Annotated in this window: 16 protein-coding genes; 4 read left to right on the top strand and 12 right to left on the bottom strand. The window is 55.5% G+C overall.

The window, feature by feature from the left end:
* The first annotated feature begins 376 nt into the window (after nucleotides 1-376).
* A complete protein-coding gene (locus TH2_RS15585; protein WP_008891396.1) occupies nucleotides 377-2,449 on the top strand; it encodes a tetratricopeptide repeat protein in 2,073 nt (690 codons plus the stop codon).
* A gap of 23 nt (nucleotides 2,450-2,472) precedes the next feature.
* Here the strand turns inward: TH2_RS15585 and TH2_RS15580 are convergent, their stop codons facing one another.
* Nucleotides 2,473-3,108, bottom strand: a complete 636-nt coding sequence (locus tag TH2_RS15580) for a D-glycero-alpha-D-manno-heptose-1,7-bisphosphate 7-phosphatase (protein ID WP_008891395.1) — start codon at nucleotides 3,106-3,108, stop codon at nucleotides 2,473-2,475.
* Between the two features lie 204 nt (nucleotides 3,109-3,312).
* Here TH2_RS15580 and TH2_RS15575 point away from each other — a divergent pair, with 204 nt between their 5' ends.
* Nucleotides 3,313-4,188 (top strand): AEC family transporter, encoded by an 876-nt coding sequence (locus TH2_RS15575; RefSeq protein ID WP_008891394.1) that lies wholly within the window; start codon nucleotides 3,313-3,315, stop codon nucleotides 4,186-4,188.
* A gap of 24 nt (nucleotides 4,189-4,212) precedes the next feature.
* Here TH2_RS15575 and TH2_RS15570 read toward each other — a convergent pair whose 3' ends face one another.
* From TH2_RS15570 to glmM, 4 genes are read right to left on the bottom strand one after another with little or no spacing between them, the layout of a single operon-like run.
* Nucleotides 4,213-4,563: a hypothetical protein gene (locus tag TH2_RS15570; protein WP_040824161.1), complete on the bottom strand. Its 351-nt coding sequence runs from the start codon at nucleotides 4,561-4,563 to the stop codon at nucleotides 4,213-4,215.
* A gap of 9 nt (nucleotides 4,564-4,572) precedes the next feature.
* Nucleotides 4,573-5,115, bottom strand: coding sequence for a DinB family protein (locus TH2_RS15565; protein ID WP_008891392.1), 543 nt, complete (start codon nucleotides 5,113-5,115; stop codon nucleotides 4,573-4,575).
* 50 nt (nucleotides 5,116-5,165) lie between these two features.
* The gene (gene thiD, locus TH2_RS15560) at nucleotides 5,166-5,963 is read right to left on the bottom strand and encodes a bifunctional hydroxymethylpyrimidine kinase/phosphomethylpyrimidine kinase (protein ID WP_008891391.1); all 798 of its coding nucleotides are present in this window, start codon (nucleotides 5,961-5,963) and stop codon (nucleotides 5,166-5,168) included.
* A gap of 49 nt (nucleotides 5,964-6,012) precedes the next feature.
* Nucleotides 6,013-7,362 carry a phosphoglucosamine mutase gene (glmM, locus tag TH2_RS15555; protein WP_008891390.1) on the bottom strand — a complete coding sequence of 450 codons (1,350 nt, stop codon included), beginning with the start codon at nucleotides 7,360-7,362 and terminating at the stop codon, nucleotides 6,013-6,015.
* 257 nt (nucleotides 7,363-7,619) lie between these two features.
* Between glmM and TH2_RS15545 the strand changes: the two genes are divergently transcribed.
* Nucleotides 7,620-9,641, top strand: coding sequence for a sensor histidine kinase (locus TH2_RS15545; RefSeq protein WP_008891389.1), 2,022 nt, complete (start codon nucleotides 7,620-7,622; stop codon nucleotides 9,639-9,641).
* The gene (locus TH2_RS15540) at nucleotides 9,638-11,635 is read left to right on the top strand and encodes a sensor histidine kinase (protein WP_008891388.1); all 1,998 of its coding nucleotides are present in this window, start codon (nucleotides 9,638-9,640) and stop codon (nucleotides 11,633-11,635) included. Before TH2_RS15545 ends, TH2_RS15540 begins: the two co-directional genes overlap by 4 nt.
* Before the next feature lie 34 nt (nucleotides 11,636-11,669).
* Here TH2_RS15540 and TH2_RS15535 read toward each other — a convergent pair whose 3' ends face one another.
* The 7 genes from TH2_RS15535 to tolB all read right to left on the bottom strand — a co-directional run bounded on the left by TH2_RS15535 (nucleotide 11,670) and on the right by tolB (nucleotide 20,554).
* Complete coding sequence (locus tag TH2_RS15535; RefSeq protein WP_008891387.1) at nucleotides 11,670-12,458, bottom strand: response regulator transcription factor; 789 nt, start codon at nucleotides 12,456-12,458, stop codon at nucleotides 11,670-11,672.
* 262 nt (nucleotides 12,459-12,720) lie between these two features.
* Nucleotides 12,721-13,836, bottom strand: a complete 1,116-nt coding sequence (folP, locus tag TH2_RS15530; RefSeq protein WP_008891386.1) for a dihydropteroate synthase — start codon at nucleotides 13,834-13,836, stop codon at nucleotides 12,721-12,723.
* 13 nt (nucleotides 13,837-13,849) lie between these two features.
* Nucleotides 13,850-15,793 (bottom strand): ATP-dependent zinc metalloprotease FtsH, encoded by a 1,944-nt coding sequence (gene ftsH, locus TH2_RS15525; protein WP_040824154.1) that lies wholly within the window; start codon nucleotides 15,791-15,793, stop codon nucleotides 13,850-13,852.
* A gap of 85 nt (nucleotides 15,794-15,878) precedes the next feature.
* On the bottom strand, nucleotides 15,879-17,249 hold the full coding sequence (tilS, locus tag TH2_RS15520) for a tRNA lysidine(34) synthetase TilS (protein WP_157194156.1): 1,371 nt from the start codon (nucleotides 17,247-17,249) through the stop codon (nucleotides 15,879-15,881).
* A gap of 104 nt (nucleotides 17,250-17,353) precedes the next feature.
* Entirely contained in the window at nucleotides 17,354-18,406 is a 1,053-nt protein-coding gene (ybgF, locus tag TH2_RS15515; RefSeq protein ID WP_008891383.1) for a tol-pal system protein YbgF, read from the bottom strand.
* A gap of 153 nt (nucleotides 18,407-18,559) precedes the next feature.
* Complete coding sequence (gene pal / locus TH2_RS15510) at nucleotides 18,560-19,054, bottom strand: peptidoglycan-associated lipoprotein Pal (RefSeq protein ID WP_008891382.1); 495 nt, start codon at nucleotides 19,052-19,054, stop codon at nucleotides 18,560-18,562.
* Nucleotides 19,055-19,183: 129 nt separating this feature from the next.
* Nucleotides 19,184-20,554 carry a Tol-Pal system beta propeller repeat protein TolB gene (gene tolB, locus TH2_RS15505; protein WP_008891381.1) on the bottom strand — a complete coding sequence of 457 codons (1,371 nt, stop codon included), beginning with the start codon at nucleotides 20,552-20,554 and terminating at the stop codon, nucleotides 19,184-19,186.
* Nucleotides 20,555-20,557: the final 3 nt, after the last annotated feature.

Genomic DNA, 20,557 nt, shown 5'->3' with positions numbered 1-20,557 from the left:
TCTATCCTCAGAGTTTGCCTGAAAACGCCCTTTCACCAGTGTGAGCGTGCAATTTTGTGAGCCAGTTCACAGGTTTTGCGACGATTGACCATGCAACCTATCCCAAATACCCGGAAAACTATTCCATTGAATAGGCGACCTCTAACCAAACAACACATATCGTATGGGGGATTATCGCCGCCAGGCGATTCTCCCACTCCCATTCTGACCCCGGACCCTCATACAGGTTCGGGGTTCTTTTTTACCTGCATTTCAGGCGGTAATCCGCGATCTGGTAACTGCATGCTTTAAAGGACGGGCTGAACCCTTTAATGTCAGGCAAGACTGCTTGGGCCGAGGCCCTTACCCAGACCATCAGGTGGAGATCCGCAACCCCATGTCCGACCAACTCAAGACACTGTTGCGTCGCGGACTGACTGCGCATGAGGGCAATCGCCCCGAAGAAGCCGAGAAAATCTATCGCGCGGCATTGGCCATGTCACCGGGCAATGCGGAGGCGGAGCATCTTCTTGCCACCCTTCTGACCGGCCTTGGCCGCCATGGCGAGGCCATTGAGCTTTTTGAAAACTGCCTGACGAGCTTTGCCGCCAACCCGGCGGCCCGGTGCAACTATGCTATTGCGCTGGAAAGTTCGGGTCAGATTGACAAGGCGATTGATCAGTTCAAGCAGGCATTGAGTTACCACGGGGATTTCCCCACCGCCCTTTATCATCTGGCACGGCTTGAAATTCCGCGCGGCCATTTGGGTCAGGCGATGGATCTTTTGGGCCGGTTGCTGGGCCTGAAGCCCAATCATTATGAAGGATTGCTGCTTTTCGGGCAGACCTTGCATGATCTGGGACAGGAAGAAGCCGCCCTTAAATCACTTGAACATGCCGCCGAGGCCGCAGGCATTTCCCCCGAGATGATTTGCCGGGTGGGGTCGGCCTTCCTGCGGCTTGGTTATCCGGAACTGGCACAAAACCTTTATCAACGGGCGCTGAGCATCGATGCCAAATACGTTCCGGGCTTGCGCGGGCTGGGTCAGTCACTGGCCCATCAGGGGCAATATGCCAAGGCGATTGCGATTTTAAAGACCGCGCGCCGCCTGACCAAGGACACCGTTGAGATTGATCTGGTTCTGGCCGACATCACGCTGCGCTGTGGCGACCTTGATAGCACAATAAAGACACTTGATACCCTGATAGAGACATCGCCAGATAACGCCACGGCTGATGCGCTTTTGATCCGGGCGCATGCAAAGCTTGGCACAACCGATGGGGCCACCCATAGCAAGGCCGCCAAGGCATGGGCAAAGCATCATATGCCGATTGCTGCCAAGCCGGCCTTTGCCAACACCCGGCAGTCGGACAAGCGGCTGCGCATCGGATGGCTCTCGCCCTTCTTTTGCAAGCATGCATCATCCAGCCTTTTGAGTGCACTTGCCCGCCACCTGAACCGGCATGAGATCGAGCTGTTCCTGTATTCCGCGACCCCGCGCCCGGATGACGTCACACGGCAATGGCAGGTGATGGCCGATGGCTGGCGCGAAGTGTGCGGCCAGGACCCGATGCAGATTGCCGATCGCATTCGCAAGGACAAGGTCGATATCCTGATTGATGTCTGTGGCGTTCATCCAACGCAACCGATTGAGGTCTTTGCCCTTAAGGCCGCCCCGGTGCAAGCCAGCCTGTCTGCGATCACCACCGGCATGGCCGAGATGGATTACCTGATCCGGCACAAGGATGTGTTTGGCGGCAGCCTGTCTGACAACAAGATGTTTGCCGAGCGTCCCTATCCGCTAGCACTTGGCCCCTACCTTCCGGCGGAGCTTGATGATGCCTTGCCATTGGCACCACTGCCAGCAGCCGTCGGCGAAGAGATCATCCGGTTTGGCTGCATTGATCGGTTGGCCAATATCAGCAACGAAACACTGAACTGCTTTGCGAGGATATTAAACAAGGTCAGCAACAGCCGCATCGTCATTCAGGATGAAGTCCTTGAAGATTCCTATGCCGCCAAGACGTTTCTGGATCGCGCCCGCCAAGCCGGGATCAAGCGCGACCGGCTGGATCTTGCGGGGAAAGTTAAACCGGCAGACCGGGCTGCGCTTTATGCCCAGATTGATATCGGGCTGGCACCTTTTCCGGCCATCAGCCTTGAGAACTATTACGAAATGCTGTGGTTTGGCATTCCGTTCGTAACACTTGCCGATGATCGACCGGGGTCTCGGCTTGGCCTTGCGGTCTTGAGCGATATCGGGCTTGGCGCGCTGAGTGCCGAGACCGAAAAAGGCTATGTCGATAAATGCATCATGCTGGCATCCGACCTTAAGGCGCTGGCCAGTATCCGCGAAAACATGCGTGAGCGCATTCGGGGCAGCCGTGCCTTCCATGCACCTGCTGTCGCAGCCGAGTTCGAAGAAGCCTGTCGGGAGATGTGGCAGAACTTTTGTCTTGGCAACGGTTAGACACGTACGGCGTGAAACGCGCCCTATTGCCGCGTTTTCAGGATGTGATCAACCGCCATTGCCAGATCATCGGCAATAAAATCGGCTTCTTGGGCTTCGGGCAGGATGGCTTCCTTTGCGCCGTGGCCGGTTCTGACCATGATGGCCTTTGTGCCCGCCGCGTGCCCGGCACGGATATCGTTGATGCGATCACCGATCAGGACGCTTTCCGAGAGGTTGATGGCGAACTCGTCACTTGCAGCCAGAAGCATGCCGGGTTCTGGTTTGCGGCACGTACTTTCGCGGCGGTAATCGCCCTGCCCGCTTGGATGATAGGGCGAATAATAGATGCCCTGCACCGATGCCTTGTGATCAGACAGCATGGAAACCAGTGCCTTGTGGATTTCAAAAAGCTGGTCTTCGGTGAGATAGCCCCGCGCGACACCGGACTGGTTGGTGACAACAATTACCGGGATGCCTGCATCATTGAGGCGTTTGATTGCCTCTGCCGTGCCGTTGATCAGTTTAAGATCGGCAACGTCTGACAGGTAGTGGACTTCCTCGTTAATCACACCGTCCCGATCCAGAAAGACAGCCGGAACCGGGTTGCGTTGATCACGAAAGCGCGGCGCCGGATCAATCAGGTGACGTTTGACAGTGTCGTGGATGGAGCCGTTCATCACAGGCCTTTTGCATGGTCAAGTTTGGCCAACAATGGCGTAAAGGCCTTTGCAAAAGCAAGTCTTCGCAAGCCACAACCGACTTTTGCACAGTGCGGAAAAGAAATTGGTATTACCATTATTCACTTGCAGAGCAACCGGGGGACGTGCAATTTCGGTTCAAGTTCACGCCCCATAAAAGAACCTATCAAGGAAAAGCGTCTGATGTTTGCCGATATTTTTGCGATTTTGGCCCCGGTTTTCATCACCACCGGACTGGGATATTTCTGGGCCCGTGCTGGCAAACATTTTGACACCAACCTTGTCACATCCATTGTCACCTATTTCGCAACCCCCTGTCTGACCTTTGCCGCCCTTGCGACGGTGGAGCTTGGCGGTGATACGCTGGTTCTGATGGGAACGGCCGCCCTTGCGGCCAATGTGATCTTTACCCTGATCGGCTGGCCGGTGCTTAAGGTCTTTAACCTGTCGCCGCGCACTTATCTGCAATCACTGACATGGCCAAATGTCGGCAACGTTGGCTTGCCGCTGTGTATGCTGGCTTACGGGCAGGAAGGCTTGGCGCTTTCGGTGGCGTTCTTTGCCGCCTATGTCGTGATCCAGCTGACCATCGGGGTTGCGTTCGTATCGGGCAGCTTTTCGATCAAGTCGCTGGCCAAGATGCCGATCATTCCGGCAACCCTGATTGCCACGGGCTTTCTTGCCACTGAAACGCCGGTGCCCGAATGGCTTTACAACACTACCAACCTGATCGGGCAACTGACCATTCCGTTGATGCTGTTTACCCTTGGTGTGTCGCTGGCGAAGCTGCGCCCGGTCAGCCTTGCACGCAGCACGGCACTGAGTGTGCTGCGTCTGGGCATGGGCTTCGGGGTTGGTCTGGGCCTGTCGGAAGTCATGGGACTGACCGGCATGGAACGCGGGGTGGTGATCCTGCAATGTTCGATGCCGGTGGCGGTATTCTGCTATCTGTTTGCGCAGCTTTATAATCGCGAGCCGGAAGAAGTAGCCGGTGTGGTCATCAGTTCAAGCTTCCTTGCCGCCATCGCCCTGCCCGCATTGCTTTGGTACGTGCTGTAGCCTTTGAGCGCACAGAACAACTGATTACTTGACGATCAGGCGGTATTCACCGCCGGTGCCATCATCCTTGTCTGCATAAAATCCGATGGCGCATTCAAAGCGACCCTTTTCAAGGTTGGGGTCGCCTTGCGCTGCCGCCTGTTCCATGACGTGATCGCGGCAGGCCGTGAGATCGTCATAGGTGGCCTCGGATATCTTGACCCGGGTCGGTTGACTGATATCGGGGACATAGACCGCAGTCACATGTTCCCAGGGTGCGGCATCATCGGGCCAGAAAAGATCGGCAACATGACGGTGCGGGTTGCCGAAACTGACGACGGCCAGAACGGCGATCCCGCCAGCCAGAATCGCACGGCGCAGCATTCTTGTATTCATCGGTATCCTTTATGCGCCTTTGCGGCCAAGGGCCGAAAAATCGAAACTTGGCATCGGTGCATCATATTCAAGATGGTAGTCATCAAGGATTGGTGGTGCCTGACCGGTGACGGCCAGAAGCGCATGCACCTGCCCGCGTTGATGGGTTTGATAGACAAACAGATGTGACAGGATATCAGCCACGGTTTCAAGCGTCTTGCTGCCGTCTTCGCGGACCAGTTCGACCGCCCGGATGGCATCCTTGTCATTGAGCTGTTCACAATACGCCATCAAGCGCATATCCGCATCACGCTGGGCAGAGGCCAGTTTATCGATGGCAGCGAACGGCATTTCAGTATCAAGGCATGCCCGACCCCGCCTGCCATCGACCAGCGCATCAAGATAATACAAGTCATTGGTCAGGATATGGTTCAGCGTTTCAAGAATAGAGGCGGAAAAAGGCGTTCGTTTGGAGGCGAGCTCGCCATCTGTCAATTTCTGACAGACTCCATACAAACGGTGATTTGACCAGGCGTTGTTACGCGCCTGATGGAAAAACGATGTGCCCGGCATAGCTTAAGTGTCCCAACTTTCAGCGCCCTGTCACATTCGTGTTGAATTATTCAACCGGTCACAGGATGCGCATGGTTTAGCGGACCGTTTCCTTTGCCAAAGTCCGGTGCGGTTCGGATGGCTTCACGGACATATGCCCGCGCACGGGCAACGGAATCACTTAATCCCATGCCCTGAGCCAGCCCGGTTGCAATGGCGCTTGCAAGCGAGCAGCCCGTACCATGATTATTCTCGGACGGAATGCGCGTATCTTCGAAACCTTCGATATCGCCATCCCGGCACCATAAGATATCGACGATTTTGTCCCCGTCGGCGTGACCACCTTTTATCAGGACGGCCTCGCAACCGAGATCACCAATTTTGTGCGCTGCAGCAATCATATCAGCTTCGCTGGTGATTTTCATACCCGATAATACTTCGGCCTCTGGAATATTTGGTGTCAGCACGGTGGCAAGCGGGACCATATGGGTTATAAGGGCCTCGACCGCGTCTTCCTGAAGCAGGCGCGAACCGCTTTGCGATACCATCACCGGGTCTACAACGACCGGAATACCAACAGACTTTGATTTGATAAATTCCGCCACGGCCGTAATCACCGGTACCGAATGCAGCATCCCGGTTTTAAGCGCATCCGCGCCAATATCATCAATCGTCACGGTGGCCTGATGGACGATCATGTCCGGATCAATGCCAAGAACATCGAAGACTCCGGTGGTGTTTTGCACCGTAAGGGCCGTTATCGCAGTTGCAGCATAGCCACCAAGAGCCGTCACCGATTTGATATCGGCCTGAATTCCGGCCCCACCGGAACAATCCGACCCGGCAATAATCAAGACACGACCCTTCATACGACCCTTCCTTATCCTGCAGATATCAGGTTTTCGTCAAAATGACCGGTTAACCGGCAACGGCGGTGATTTCGGCAACGATGCCATCAACGATCTGTTCGACCTTAATCGCGTCATCACCTTCGGCCATGACACGGATCAGCGGCTCGGTGCCAGATTTACGGATCAGGATACGACCATCACCGTTAAAGGCGCGCTCGGCCGAGGAAATGGCTTCAATCACGCTGCTTTGTGCCAGCGGATCGGAACCCGCACTGTAACGAACGTTTTTAAGGATCTGTGGCAGCGGTTCAAACACACGGCTCAGTTCGGATACCGGGCCCTCGCGGCTGGCAAGAACGGCCAGCACCTGAAGGGCTGCCAACAGGCCATCGCCGGTCGATGCGAAGTCCGACAGCACGATATGGCCGGACTGTTCACCGCCGACATTGCAATCAAGGGCGCGCATCTGTTCGACAACATAGCGGTCCCCGACCTTGGTGCGGATCAGACGGACATCATTGCTTTCAAGATAACGTTCAAGACCAAGGTTCGACATCACAGTCGCTACCAGCGCGTTGCCGCGCAGCTGACCGGTGCGTTTCCAGTGGGTTACGACAAGGCCCATCAACTGATCACCATCGATCAGATGGCCTTTTTCATCACACATCTGAACGCGGTCAGCATCGCCATCAAGGGCGATCCCGACATCGGCCTTTTCGGCCAGAACCCGGTCACACATGGTTTTGGTGTAGGTTGAACCACACTGATCATTGATGTTCAGACCATTCGGGCTAGTGCCGATTTCAATGACGTCGGCCCCAAGTTCACGCAGAACCTTGGGCGCGACGGAATAGCCGGCCCCGTGGGCGCAATCAAGCACAATGCGCAGACCTTCAAGCGTGACGGAGCCCGGCAGGGATGATTTGACGGCTTCGATATAGCGGCCCGGCGCATCATCGATGCGTTTGGCACGGCCCAGCGCGTTGGCAGGTACCAGTTTGCCCGAAAGGTCGCTTTCCATCAGGGCTTCGATTTCAAGTTCGACCTCGTCTGACAGCTTGAAGCCATCCGGGCCAAACAGCTTGATGCCGTTATCCTGGAACGGGTTATGGGAGGCAGAGATCATCACACCGATATCAGCACGCATCGATTTGGTCAGCATGGCGACCGCCGGGGTCGGCATCGGGCCGACCAGCATCACATCCATCCCCATCGAGGTGAAACCGGCAACAAGGGCCGGTTCAAGCATGTAGCCCGACAGTCGGGTATCCTTGCCAATAACGACCTTGTGGCGGTGATCACCACGGGTGAAATAATGGCCGGCAGCCATCCCGACTTTCAGGGCGACTTCTGCGGTCATCGGCGCTGTATTGGCAGTTCCGCGAATGCCATCGGTGCCAAAATACTTGCGGCTCATATTCTGTGTCTCTGCTTGCTTTGCGGGCATTATGCCCGGTCAATTCATTCTGACTGCCGGTTATATCAAAGTGGCGGCGCAATGCCACCGGCAATCGGCATATTTCAGCGCCTATTCTAGTGCCAAACTGGCAATCAATCCGTTAACAGGCAAACACGGCGATATTCGGATAAAAGCGATGACCTTCGGTCAAAAACCCGCTATCACAAGATGAAGGGGCTTAAACCGGGGGAATTTTGCGCAGCATCCGCTTGAATATGTTTCTTTTTGCGATGTTGATTGTGACCGCGTCCGGCATTTTTGCCGTTTACGGACCCAAAATCGCTGCGCATGAGGTTGCCAAAACACTCGTCCTGCCACCCAGCGGACCTGCGGAAGTTATCAATCTGAACCGCTATCTGACGCGTTTGGTGACAGACCGCAAAGTGGAAAGCGCATTTAAAATCCCGTCGATTGCCGAATCTGAATTCGCCTCTGTCCTTGAGGCACGCGGTCCGGGCTATACAGACCGCACCATCTGGTATCGCGCGCTGGTCAAAATCGTTGATCAACCCGGACGAACGGGAAGAAGCGCCTTTATCGATATCGGACAGGTGTATCTGAATGATATCGAGATCAGCATCCTGTCGAATGACGCGCGTCAGATCATCTGGCAGGAGCACCTCGGCGACCGAATTCCAAGAGCCAAGGGCGGCCAGCATAATCTTTCGCACGTTGCAGAATGGCCGAAACTGTCACTTGGCGAATATTGGCTGGTAATCGAGGTCAATACCAACAGCGCGCATGTCTTTGAGGCCGAACTCCTGCCCGATACTGCGCTGATCACCAAATCGGGCAGCAACAGCTTCATCAAGGGAGCAACCCTTGGTGTTCTGCTTCTTGCATTCGGGATTTATTTCGCGTTCGGCGTGATGTCGGGGGATCGTTCCGTTCTTTGGTATTCGGGCTATATCTTCGCGCTGTTTCTGATTTCGTTCGGGGTGACGGGCTACGCCCAACTGATTTTCAAACCGTTCTGGTCGCTGGCCTCGGACTTCGTGACGGGAACCGGAACGGCGTTTGCGCTTGGCACAAGCATCATGATGTGGAGCTATATGACCCGTCTTGATCGCGAGAACCGACCGCTGTTTCGGATCATGGTCGGGTATTCGGTTCTGGCGATGGCAGGTTTTCTGACCGCCACATCGGACTGGTATATCCTGTATGCCAAAGTGTTTTTCGGGCCTCAGATATTCTTGCTTGCGGTTTTGCTGATCAATCTGATGTATCGCGGATATCGCCAGAAGCACACATTCCAGATGAGTTATTTGATGGTCGCGCTTGGTGTTCCGACCATCGGGGCGATGGCGCATTTGCTGTTGCTGATCGGTTGGTTGCCGGTCAACGGATTTACCACAAGCATCTTTGCCCTCAGTTCGTTTATTCAGCTTGTACTGGTGGCCATCGCCATGGCCTATCGCACCTATGGTGTGATCAACCGACGTGTTGATGCCCTTGCATCCGCCCAGCGGGCCGACCAGCTTGCCAGTGAACAGCGCACCTTTATCACCATGCTGTCACATGAATTCCGCACCCCGCTTGCGATTATTCAGCGCTCTGCTGAAATCCTCGGACTACATTTGCAAAAGGAACCTGAAAGCGTTCTGAATCGGCTGTCGACGATCCAGTCCAATGCCCGGCAGCTTTCGGGCCTTGTCGATGCGTTCCTGACCAAGGAAACCCTTGATAGCGCGACATTCACCACCACGCGGGAAGCGGTTGCCTTCGATGCGTTTCTGCGCGATTTGATTGCACAGCGCCAACGTGAGGTCCCCGGTCAGAATATCAGCCTGATCCAAAGCGACGTGGTGATCGTCGAAATTGACCGGATCCTGATGGAACGTGCGCTAATCAACCTGATCGAGAATGCCCGAAAATATGCGCCGGGTGCCGCCGTCTGGATTTCAGCCGAACGGGCGGCCAATGGTTATGTCTATATCCGGGTTGTCGACGAGGGCCCGGGCATCGCCTCCGACGATTTGCAGAATGTTTTGAACGCCTTTTACCGCGGACGGGATTCGGTCAAAATCCAAGGTGTCGGGCTTGGTTTGCATCTGACCAAACGCATTATCGAGGCCCATGACGGGTCCCTGTCGATCAGCGTCGGTGAAGAAGGCGGGACAACAATCCTGATCAAACTTCCTTATGACCGCGACATGACGGTGCTTAGGAACAGTGAAAGCAGGGCGGGCTTCCCACTTGGTTATACCGAGACGTTACATGACGGGGAGCGGCCATGACGCTCAGATCGCATCTTTTCATTGCGTCAAAGGCACATTCTACGTCTGCCACGGCTGCAGCGTCGGCATTGGCGTTGCTCTTCATAGCAACCATGGTTTTGATGCCATGGCACATTGCAAACGCGCAACCTTCGGTGACGCCGGAGGGTGATCAGGATCATTTGATTCTGCCGGGCAATGTCACAGAACCGATTGAGATCACCCGGTTTGTTGCGTCCTTTGCCGACACCACACGCAAGCTTGGCCTTAAAGAAATCCAGGCTCTGCCAGATACGGCCTTTCAGCGGTCAAGTGCCATACCGTCCTTTGGCTATACCCGCGATGTGATCTGGCATCAGCTTGACTTCAACATCACCAATGACATGACGAAACGTGCCCTGCTTGAAATCGGCCCGAACTATCTGAATTTTATTGATGTATTTTTGACTCCCGATGGACTGGGTGATCCGGTCTGGCATACCCGTCTTGGCGATCATGTACCTGCCAGCGCGCGCCAATATGGCGGACGAACACATATTGCCGCCCTGCCCCTGATGAAGCCGGGTAATTATCGCCTTTATGTCCGGTCGCAAAGCAATAGCGCCAATCTGATCTGGGTGACACTTTGGCCGGCAACCGACCTTGTTTCCTCGCTGTCCTTTCGTGATCTGGCATCGAATGTTTTCTTTGGCTTCGTTCTAGCATTGGGGTTGGCCTATCTGGCGCTTGGTCTGATTGCGCGGGATCAGATGGTCGTTCTGTACAGCATCTGGGTCGTGGCAATCGGTATCACAGCGGCCGTCGTCAATGGCGTGGTCTTAAGCGAGCTAAGACCGGAAATACCGTGGCTTAATGACTTTTTATTGGGAACATCCAACATCATTACCTATGGCGTGGCGGTGTTCCTGTGGCTCTACATCATCGATGCCAAAAAGAAGTATCCTTTGGCCTACAAGATATGTTGCGCGTACGGGTTTTTCGTTCTGGCCTTTGCGGCCGGGGCCACGACCGATCTGTACACCATCTTTGGCACCTATATCATACCAAGCCATTCAGTCTTTATGGCCATCATGTGTGCAATTCTGATCAAACGTGCGTTTGAGGATGCCCACAACCCGCGCTACTTGGCGCTCCTTGTGGTTCTGGCGCTCCCGACCGGGGCGGCAATCATGATCCAGCTTGCCCTTTCTGGGGTGATCGAAGCGACCAGATTGCGTCTGGAGCTGCACAGCTACACCTTGATGTTCCACCTTGTCGGGATGGGCATCATCATGACGGTGCGGTTGTCCCGCATGGACAAGGAACGCGTCACTGTCGTGCGCAAGGCAGAAGAAACCACCTCGCTGGTCGAGGAACAACGCAAACTGATTTCGATGCTGTCGCACGAATTCCGAACGCCGCTTGCGGTTATCCAGCGATCATCGGAAATGCTGATGCTGCGTCTTACAAGCCACAAGGATGACGTTCTTGAACGCTTGCGCCGCATCCAACTTCAGGCTCAGAAATTGGCGCGTCTTGTCGATATTTTCCTGACCAAGGACGGTATTGATACCCAGGAACTGTCACTTGCGCGCAAGACGGTTCCGATCAACCGTTTTCTTCAGGAATTTGTTGCCCAGACCACACGCGAAGGTGCTGAAGTTCAGGCCGTATTGAACAGGACCGCAGGTCTCGAGATCTTTATCGACGAAACCTTGATGGGACTTGCGATCACGAATCTGGTCGAAACATCACGCCGCTTTGCACACGGGGCACCAATTCACATAAATGCACACCGGCATTCCGAGATGCGGGTCGAAATCAACATCCCCTGCCGCGGCGAAGAACTTGATGAAGAGGAGATCGTCATGATTTCCGATGCCCTTTTCAGGCGCGATATGGAATCCCAGTCATTGCAGCGCGCACTCGGGCTGCATATTTCTCAACGTATTGTCGTTGCCCATGGAGGATCGCTCACCCTGCGCCGGAATAGCACACGTAGCATCGAGCTTTGTCTGCTTTTACCGTGCGAGTAGCTGGAAGTATTGATTCAGGTGGGAAGCAAACGGATCAGGAAGCCTCGGCCTCGCCAGCAATGGCAGCGGGTGACGTAAAGGCATAGCCACGACCGTAAGCCGTTCGCACAGGCAGTTCTTCACCGATTTCCTTGATGATTTTCTGACGCACGCGACGGATTGCCGTATCCAGATTACGACAGTTTTCGGCCGTGTCGGCCTTACCCAAGGCTTCGACGATTTCAGGGCGCGTCAGCCACGCCCCATTGGCATCAATCAGGATCTTGACGATGGTGCGTTCCGTTGCCGTCAATTTGGCTTCATTGCCTTGGGGATTGCACAGGGTCCAGTTAAGCATATCAAGAACCCAGCTATCCTCGGGAATTGCCGTTTCAGCCGCCGCTTCGTTATCTGAGCGTGACGCGCGGCGCAGAAGCGGTTTGAGGGCGGCTTCGATCACCGATAGCGGACTGTCCTTCGTCAAATAGACATCGGCACCGGATTTATAGCCGGTCAGATGATTGTCCATTCCCGAAAGCGAGGTCAGCATCATGATGCCGCAGTCAACGGTTTTGCGGACATGCTGAGCCAGCTCATAGCCATCCGCGTCGGGCAGCATAATATCAAGAATGACCGCATCAGGTTTACGCGCAGCAAGTGCGCGGTAAAATGCAGCACCGGTTTCACAACCGACCACATCGAAACCGCACATCTCAAGATACTCACACAGATCCTTGTTCAGATCGGTGTTATCTTCCACGACATATACACAGTGCGTCATAGCATTCCAGCCAGACCTGACATCAGCAGGGAACGGCTGCGTCAGACCGCCAATCTCGTTCATCTAAAGACCTTCGCGTTCGCTTGTTGTCCAACCATCAACTGTGACTTTGATGTCACTTTTGTTTGATACCTATTGGTATGTGGTCAAAGGACCGATTCTGCAAGTATCAACCTTAAATGGTCAGAAAATGCCAGAATCGAACTTGCCGCAAAAAAGCTCGCAATCGATCAGAAGCCAAGCCTCCTTGCGATTGCGAGCCATGTTTTAAACGATGCCGATAAAATGACAAGTTATACGTGCAAAGGATGCGCCGAACACACCATCATACAATAGATGTGGAACTGGCCACAGAAATCGCCTGCACGGTTTCGGGCACATCATGCACGCGGATCATCTGAACCCCGTGACGCCATCCATTGACCGCAGACGCGATTGAACCACCCAGGCGCTGCTTCGGGTCGGCCTTGGGATCAATCTTGCCGATGAATGACTTGCGCGAGGTTCCCAGCAGGATCGGGCAGCCCAATCCATGGAAAATGGCCAAGCGCGACAGCAGTTCAAGATTGTGCGACAACGTCTTGCCAAAGCCGATGCCCGGATCGATGCAGATGCGATCGCGTGAAATACCCGCCCGCTCGCAGCTTTCGATGCGATCGAGCAGATAGTCATAGATATCAAGCACCGCGCAATCATATTTCGGGTCGGCCTGCATGGTGCCCGGTTCACCCTGCATATGCATCAGCATCACAGGTTTGCCAGATGCAGCTGCTACCTCCATCGAGCGTTCATCGCCCTCAAGGCCCGTCACGTCATTAATGATCGCTGCACCGGCCTCAATCGCGGCTTCCATCACGCCCGCGTGGCGGGTGTCGATCGAAACGACGTGCCCCTTGGATGCCAGTTCGCGGATCACCGGGACCACACGATTGATTTCCTCGTCCTCGGAAACGGTATCTGCCCCCGGACGGGTTGATTCGCCGCCGACATCAATGATTGATGCGCCCTGCTCTATCATCGCCATGGCGCGTGCCACAGACTGTTCGGTGGTGTTGTAATCGCCGCCATCGGAAAAGCTGTCAGGTGTGACATTGATGATGCCCATCACATGGCAGGACGCCATATCAAGCCCGGCATAATCCGGGCGTTTGGCCATCAGGCGGTCCAGCACGGCATTGATTTCATCAACCCGGCCACTGTTTTGCACCCAGCCTTCAAGGGCAAGGAGCGGCAAGATCATGCTTTCGGCACCGCCACCTTCGCGGCGACGGATGATTTCAAGTGCCGAAAAACCCCGGCGTGATCCGGCAAGTGGCAAGGTATTGGGATCATCGGCATGGTCGATGAAACCGGTCGGTGCGTAGTAAAGCGGTCCTTCAAAATCGGCAAAGCCCCGCACATCGGCGGGGCTTCGCAGGACCGATCGTTTGATCTCGTCCATCAGTCTCTTTCTGTTAGCTTCCCGGTTGCGGTTCCGGGGAGAGGTCCCCGCCGCCGTCACCAGGGTTATCCTTGCGGGCACCGCCGGTGCTTGGCACCGTGGAGCGACGTCCGCCACCTGCATCCTTGCCGCCACCCGAAGAATGGCCCGGACGGTTAATTTCCTCGCCACGCAGCAGCGCGTCGATTTCCTTGCCCGACAGGGTTTCATATTCCAGAAGACCTTTTGCAAGCTTGTGCAGGTCATCAAGATGTTCGGTCAGAACGCGCTTGGCGAATTCATACGCCTCGTCGGAATAACGACGGACTTCTTCGTCAATCAGCTGTGCTGTTTTTTCCGAAACGTTTTTGTGCTGGGCAACGCTGTGACCAAGGAACACTTCTTCCTGGTTATCAACGTATTTGACATTCCCAAGCTTGTCGGAGAAGCCCCACTCGGTCACCATCTTGCGCGCATATTGCGTCACCATGTTGATGTCCGAAGATGCCCCCGTGGTGACCTTGTCCTTGCCAAAGATGATTTCCTCGGCAACGCGGCCACCCATGGCAACCGCAAGGTCGGAAATCAGCTGTTCGTAGGACTTGGACACCTGATCACGTTCCGGCAGACGCATCACCATACCCAGTGCGCGGCCGCGCGGGATGATGGTGGCCTTGTGGATCGGATCAGACGCAGGCGTATGGAGCGCGACCAGTGCGTGGCCACCTTCGTGATAGGCGGTCAGCTTTTTCTCGTCATCGGTCATGATCATGGAGCGACGTTCAGCCCCCATCATGACTTTATCCTTGGCGTTTTCGAAATCAGCCATGGTGACAACGCGCTTGCCAAGACGGGCGGCAAGCAAAGCCGCCTCGTTGACAAGGTTTGCCAGATCCGCACCCGAGAAGCCCGGGGTACCACGTGCAACCGTGCGCAGATCGACATCCGGACCCAGCGGAACTTTACGCGCATGAACACCGAGAATGCGTTCACGGCCTTCCAGATCCGGGTTCGGCACAACGACCTGACGGTCGAAACGACCCGGACGCAGCAATGCAGGGTCCAGAACGTCCGGACGGTTGGTTGCAGCCACAAGGATCACACCTTCGTTGGCTTCGAAACCATCCATCTCGACGAGGAGCTGGTTGAGCGTCTGTTCGCGTTCATCGTTACCGCCGCCAAGACCGGCACCACGATGGCGGCCTACAGCGTCGATTTCATCGATGAAGATGATGCAAGGTGCGTTTTTCTTGCCCTGTTCGAACATGTCACGCACACGCGATGCACCGACACCAACGAACATTTCAACGAAGTCAGAACCCGAGATGGTGAAGAACGGAACGTTTGCTTCGCCGGCAATCGCACGTGCCAGCAGCGTTTTACCGGTACCCGGAGGACCGACAAGCAGCATGCCTTTGGGGATTTTACCGCCAAGGCGCTGGAACTTCTGCGGATCGCGCAGGAAGTCGACGACTTCTTCAAGTTCGCTTTTGGCTTCTTCAATCCCGGCGACATCTTCGAAGGTCACGCGGCCGGACTTCTCGGTCAGCATCTTGGCCTTGGACTTGCCAAAGCCCATGGCCTTACCGCCGCCGCCCTGCATCTGGCGCATGAAGAAGATCCAGACACCGATGATCAGAAGCATCGGGAACCAGCTGATCAAAGCGCTCATCAACGGAGACAGGCTTTCTTCAGGCTGTGCGATGATGCGCACGCCCTTGTCGTTCAGCTTTTCAACGAGGTTCGGATAATCCGGGGTGTAAACATTAACAGAGCGACCGTCGCGCGTTTCTGCAGTCAGGTTGTTGCCCTGGATGGTGACTTCGGAAATCTGACCTGAATCCACTTCGGCCAGGAAGTCCGAAAATGCCAGCGACGACTGACCGGACCGTCCGGAGGGCGACTGAAACAGGTTAAACAGCGCCACCAAAAGGATGGCGATAATAACCCACAGTGCGAGATTTTTTCCCATATTCATTCCAAGCTACTGGTCGCAATTTGTGTGTGCCGTGACGCAAAACTTCCTGCGCAGGGTCTGACAATCAAATAGTCATAAGCCCCGCTTACGCAAGTAGGTTGTCGGGTTTCGGTGACGATTTGAAACCACTTTCCCACAAAGGTACTTGCGGCGCAAACTGCCAACTGCCACCAGACGCGATCAGGCCCCTGCCCAGAGGCCGTCCGCAACCGGCGGCGGATAGTACGTCGGAAAGCTCCGAAACCTCAAGCCCGCCAACAGATAACAAGCCTTCTTTATCGTAGAGTGCAGGCATGGATGCAAGGGCCGCGCGCGGTAAATTACCAATAAATGGTGCAATTTCGCCCAATGAGGCGCGAAAAGACTTCGTGTGAAACACATCACAAAGGCCAAGCGGGGCGATCCAACGTCCAGTTTGCCCCGACAGATCAGCGTCATCTGCCTGCCATTCAAAGCGGTTATCAAACCGCACAACCAAAGATCGTGTGAGTGATTCGGTATCCAACGCAATCGGATCCTGCGCCATTCGGCCAAATTCGCGATAAACGCAGATCCCGCCTTTCCGACCATGCAAGACGCAGCCGCCCAGACTGATGCGGGCTGTTTTATCCGCACCAAGGCGATCCAGCGCACCGCGCAGTTTATCAAGCGCAGGCATATATCCTGCGCCCCCAACCGTACGCACCACCTGCCCCAGTGCATGGATCGCGGCGTTGCGATCAGCCTCCGGGTCAAGCAGCACATCTGGATTAAGGATCGCAACACCGTTCGCATGCAAGGTCACTGCCGCGGCCAGCAATCGTCCAATGCCCGTTTCAATATCACGGCGCGCCGATGCGTCGGCGTTTATATCGGGCGGGTGCGATGCCCCCGCCGCAAACGCCCTGCGCACGCGCACACGCTCGAACTTGTCGTCGATGTTGGAAGGATCTTCGATCCACGCCTGTCCGCGTGCCGTAAGGGTCGCCACCAAGTCAGTCTTGGCAACACCCAAAAGCGGGCGCAGCACCCGGCCATATCGCAGATAGCGGCGCGCAGACATTCCGGCCTGCCCAATCGGTGTCGTGCCGCGATCGCGGCGCATGGCAATGGTTTCGCGTTGGTCGCCTGCATGATGGGCAACCAATAGATGGAAAATGCCGGTATCACGCATCAGGTCATCAAAAATCTGATAGCGGGCCTGGCGCGCCTTTTCCTGCACGGCACCTTTTGGCTTTTCGCCCTGCCAGTGTTTGGTGATGTGTTCGATGTTATGGCGAGCAAGTTCGGCTGCGACCCAGCGGGCCTCGTCAGAGGCGGCCTTGCGCAGACCATGGTCAACCGTGACGGCGACCAGGCGCCCGCCTTGTGCCTGACACCAGTCATGGGCCAGCAGTGCAAGCGCCATGCTGTCGGCCCCGCCCGAGACACCAACAAGGATTTCAGGGGCGGTTTCAAACGGGGCGAACGCCATCATCAGTCTATCAAAGACAACGGCGTCCAGTGGAGATCCACCGGACGCCGTATTTTGATTTTCTGATGTCGTAAGGTTGCCGATCATCGGTCTGTCATACGCAGGGTTTACTGCGGACATCCACGGTTCTGGCGTTCCTGACGGGCGCGGTCCAGAACGACGTTCGAGGCGTTCGGGAAATTGTCGATCAGGTGACCAAAGGCCGTGCAGGCATCTTCGTTCTTGCCAAGATTAGCCAGCGACATGCCAAGCTTCAGAAGGTTATCGGGTGCCTTGGTGCTGTCGGGGTAGGTCTGGAAACCTTCGGTAAAGGCGATGGCAGCATTTTCATACTGGCCACGCACATAATAGGTTTCACCCAACCAGTATTGCGCATTGCCCGCCAGCGGATCGTTGGGATGGTTGCTGACGAAATTGCCCAGCGCCTGTTCGGCGGCCTGGAAATCCTGTTTGCGCAGAAGGCCAAAGGCTTCGCGATACTGTTCTTCAGGCGTGCCGGTGGTTGCCGCAGCACTCTGAGTTGGTGCGGATGCGTTGGATGCGGCAGCCCCGCTTGGAATTTGCGGCGGCTGGCCTTCGCTTTCAATCACGCCAAACAGCTGGGTGCCGCGTTCATTCAGAGACTCACCCGAACCGGCAGCCCCCGGTGCGCTGTTGGCGGCAGAGTTATTGGCACCTTGTACAGCCGTGCCCCCAGCAAGTGGTGCAGTTGCCCCACCGGCGTTTGCGCCACTGGTCGCAACGCCGCCACTTTCAAGCTGGTTAAGGCGGAAATCAATATCGGCCACCAGACGTTCCAGGCGGTCTTCCATCTTGCGAATGCGGTAGTCGAATTCTTCAAGCTGACCGGTCAGTTGGGTGGTCGTGCGTTCCAGTGCACTGATCTGGACCTGTTGGCGCGCTGCAGCCGGGGTTGCAGCCCCGCCGCCATCACCACCCGAGACAGCGGCCTGTGCGGCATCACCGGTGCCTTCGCGATAGACATAACGCTGCAAAAGATCGAGGTCCTTGCGCAATTGTTCTACCTGACGCGACATGTTGGCGTCTTGCGCGTGAACCGGCTGGGACCCGAGTGATGTCATGCCAAACACAGCTCCGACGGCAAGAGCCATCAGGACGTTGCGGTTCTTTGGCGAAATGGCGGATCGAACGCGGATCATTTTCGGGTCCTTTTTCGTCAATTCAGTCTTTGAAGGTTCACTATGGAAATACCTGTCGTGACTTTCAAACATTTTCAGGCGGCAAAAATAAGGCGCCTGCCCCAAACGGGACAGGCGCCTTGATCTTCAAGTCAGGCTTTCACCTGCACGCGCTTAACGGATAACCGATACAGAGCGGCGGTTTTTAGCCCAGCTTTCTTCGTCATGGCCAAGAGCAACCGGGCGCTCTTTACCATAAGAAATGGTCTCGATGCGCGACGGGTCGATGCCCAGAGCGATCAGGTAATCTTTGACCGAGTTCGCGCGGCGTTCGCCGAGTGCAAGGTTGTATTCACGGGTGCCGCGCTCGTCGGCATGACCTTCAACAACAACTTTGTACTGCGGATATTTCTTCAGCCAAGCAGCCTGCAGTTCGAGGGTGCGACGTGCTTCACCGGCAAGATCGTATTTGTCGAAACCAAAGAAGACGCGGTCACCAACGTTGACAGCGAACCACTCAGGGCTGCTTTCAGCCAAAGAAGTCGAAGTCGATGCGCTGGAAGAAGTGCTTGCACCGTCGCCACCAGTGGTTGCCGTGCTATCAGGTGCAGTTTCACAAGCAGCCAGAAGAGCGGCAGCAGCAAAAACGCTCAGAATACGAAGTTTCATTTAAGTTTTCCCCTTAACACCGGACGCATTCGCCCGAGGTTGGTGTTTTCCATGTCTCGCGACACCGAAAATGCCCGCGATTAAAGCGAATCGCATTCAGTGCTTCGCGATGACTATACTCTTGAGATATCAGGGAATCAAGGGCGACCATGCAGGATCCGACCCATCCGCCGGTGTAACGATCTCTCGCTCGTTATAACCGGTAAGATCAATCGAATACAAACGATAGCGATCCTTGGTCCCGTCCCTGGACGGGTGCTGGCGGTAGTACATCAAAACTCGACCGTTCGGTGCCCATGTTGGTCCCTCAACGAGGTAACCCTCGGCCAGCAGCCTTTCTCCACTGCCGTCTGGCCGCATGACGCCGATATAATAACGACCTCCTTCGGATTTGGTGAATGCGATCAGGTCTCCGCGCGGCGACCAGACCGGGGTGGCATAACGTCCACCACCGAAGCTGATGCGCTGTACGCCCCCACCATCGGCATTCATCACATAAAGTTGTTGTGCCCCACTGCGGTCGGAGTTGAACGCAATGCGAGACCCGTCCGGAGAATAGGAAGGCGAGGTATCCACGGCCGGATGGCGCGTCAATTGACGCTTTTCACGCGTGCGCAGGTCCAGTCCATAAATTTCACTGTTCCCGTCAAGCGCTTGTGACATCACAACCGAGTTCCCGTCTGGCGCGAATCGGGGCGCAAAGGTCATCCCCGGAAAATCACCCAGCAATTCCAACTCGCCGGTATCTATATCCAAAACATAAACGCGCGGCTTGTCGTTAAAGTACGACATATAAACCACTTCCTGTGCCGTCGGCGAGAAGCGCGGGTTCAGCACGAGGAACCGTCCATCAGACAGGAACCGGTGGTTTGCACCGTCCTGATCCATGATGGCCAGTCGTTTGGTCCGGTTATCGGCCGGACCGGATTCAGAGACGTAGACAACGCGCGTATCGAAATAGCCGGTTTCACCGGTGATACGTTTGTAAATCTCGTCCGCAATCTTGTGAGCAATCCGACGCCAGTTGTTTGGCTGCGTACGATACGCAACGCCAGACATCTGGGTTTCAGCCAAAACATCCCACAGGCGGAATTCGACACGCAGAAGACCATTTGGTTCGGTCACAACACGACCGTTCACCAGGGCCTGCGCATTGATGGCCCGCCATTCGGCGAAGTTCGGGTTTACCGCCAATGATGCAGCACTCTGAATGAATGCCTTTTCATCAATCGGTGAAAACAGGCCCGAACGTTCGAGATCTGCGGCAATCACCTGGGTCATGTTCTGACCGATCTCGGTTTCGGCAACGCCTTCGCCCGGGAAGCGGGTGACGGCAATTGGCATCGGCTTCAATTCGCCCCGGGTAATATCAATCCGGAGTTCCGCCTTTGCCGGCGACATGAACCCGACATTCAGGCCAGCGACAACGGCAAGGGCGCACAGTGCCGCGACACTGCCTTTAGCCCAAAATCGTTTTATTGCGTTGGTCTTGATCGTCATCCT

The organism is Thalassospira profundimaris WP0211 (assembly GCF_000300275.1).
GTDB classification, from domain to species: domain Bacteria; phylum Pseudomonadota; class Alphaproteobacteria; order Rhodospirillales; family Thalassospiraceae; genus Thalassospira; species Thalassospira profundimaris.
This window is presented reverse-complemented; position numbering and strand designations above follow the sequence as displayed.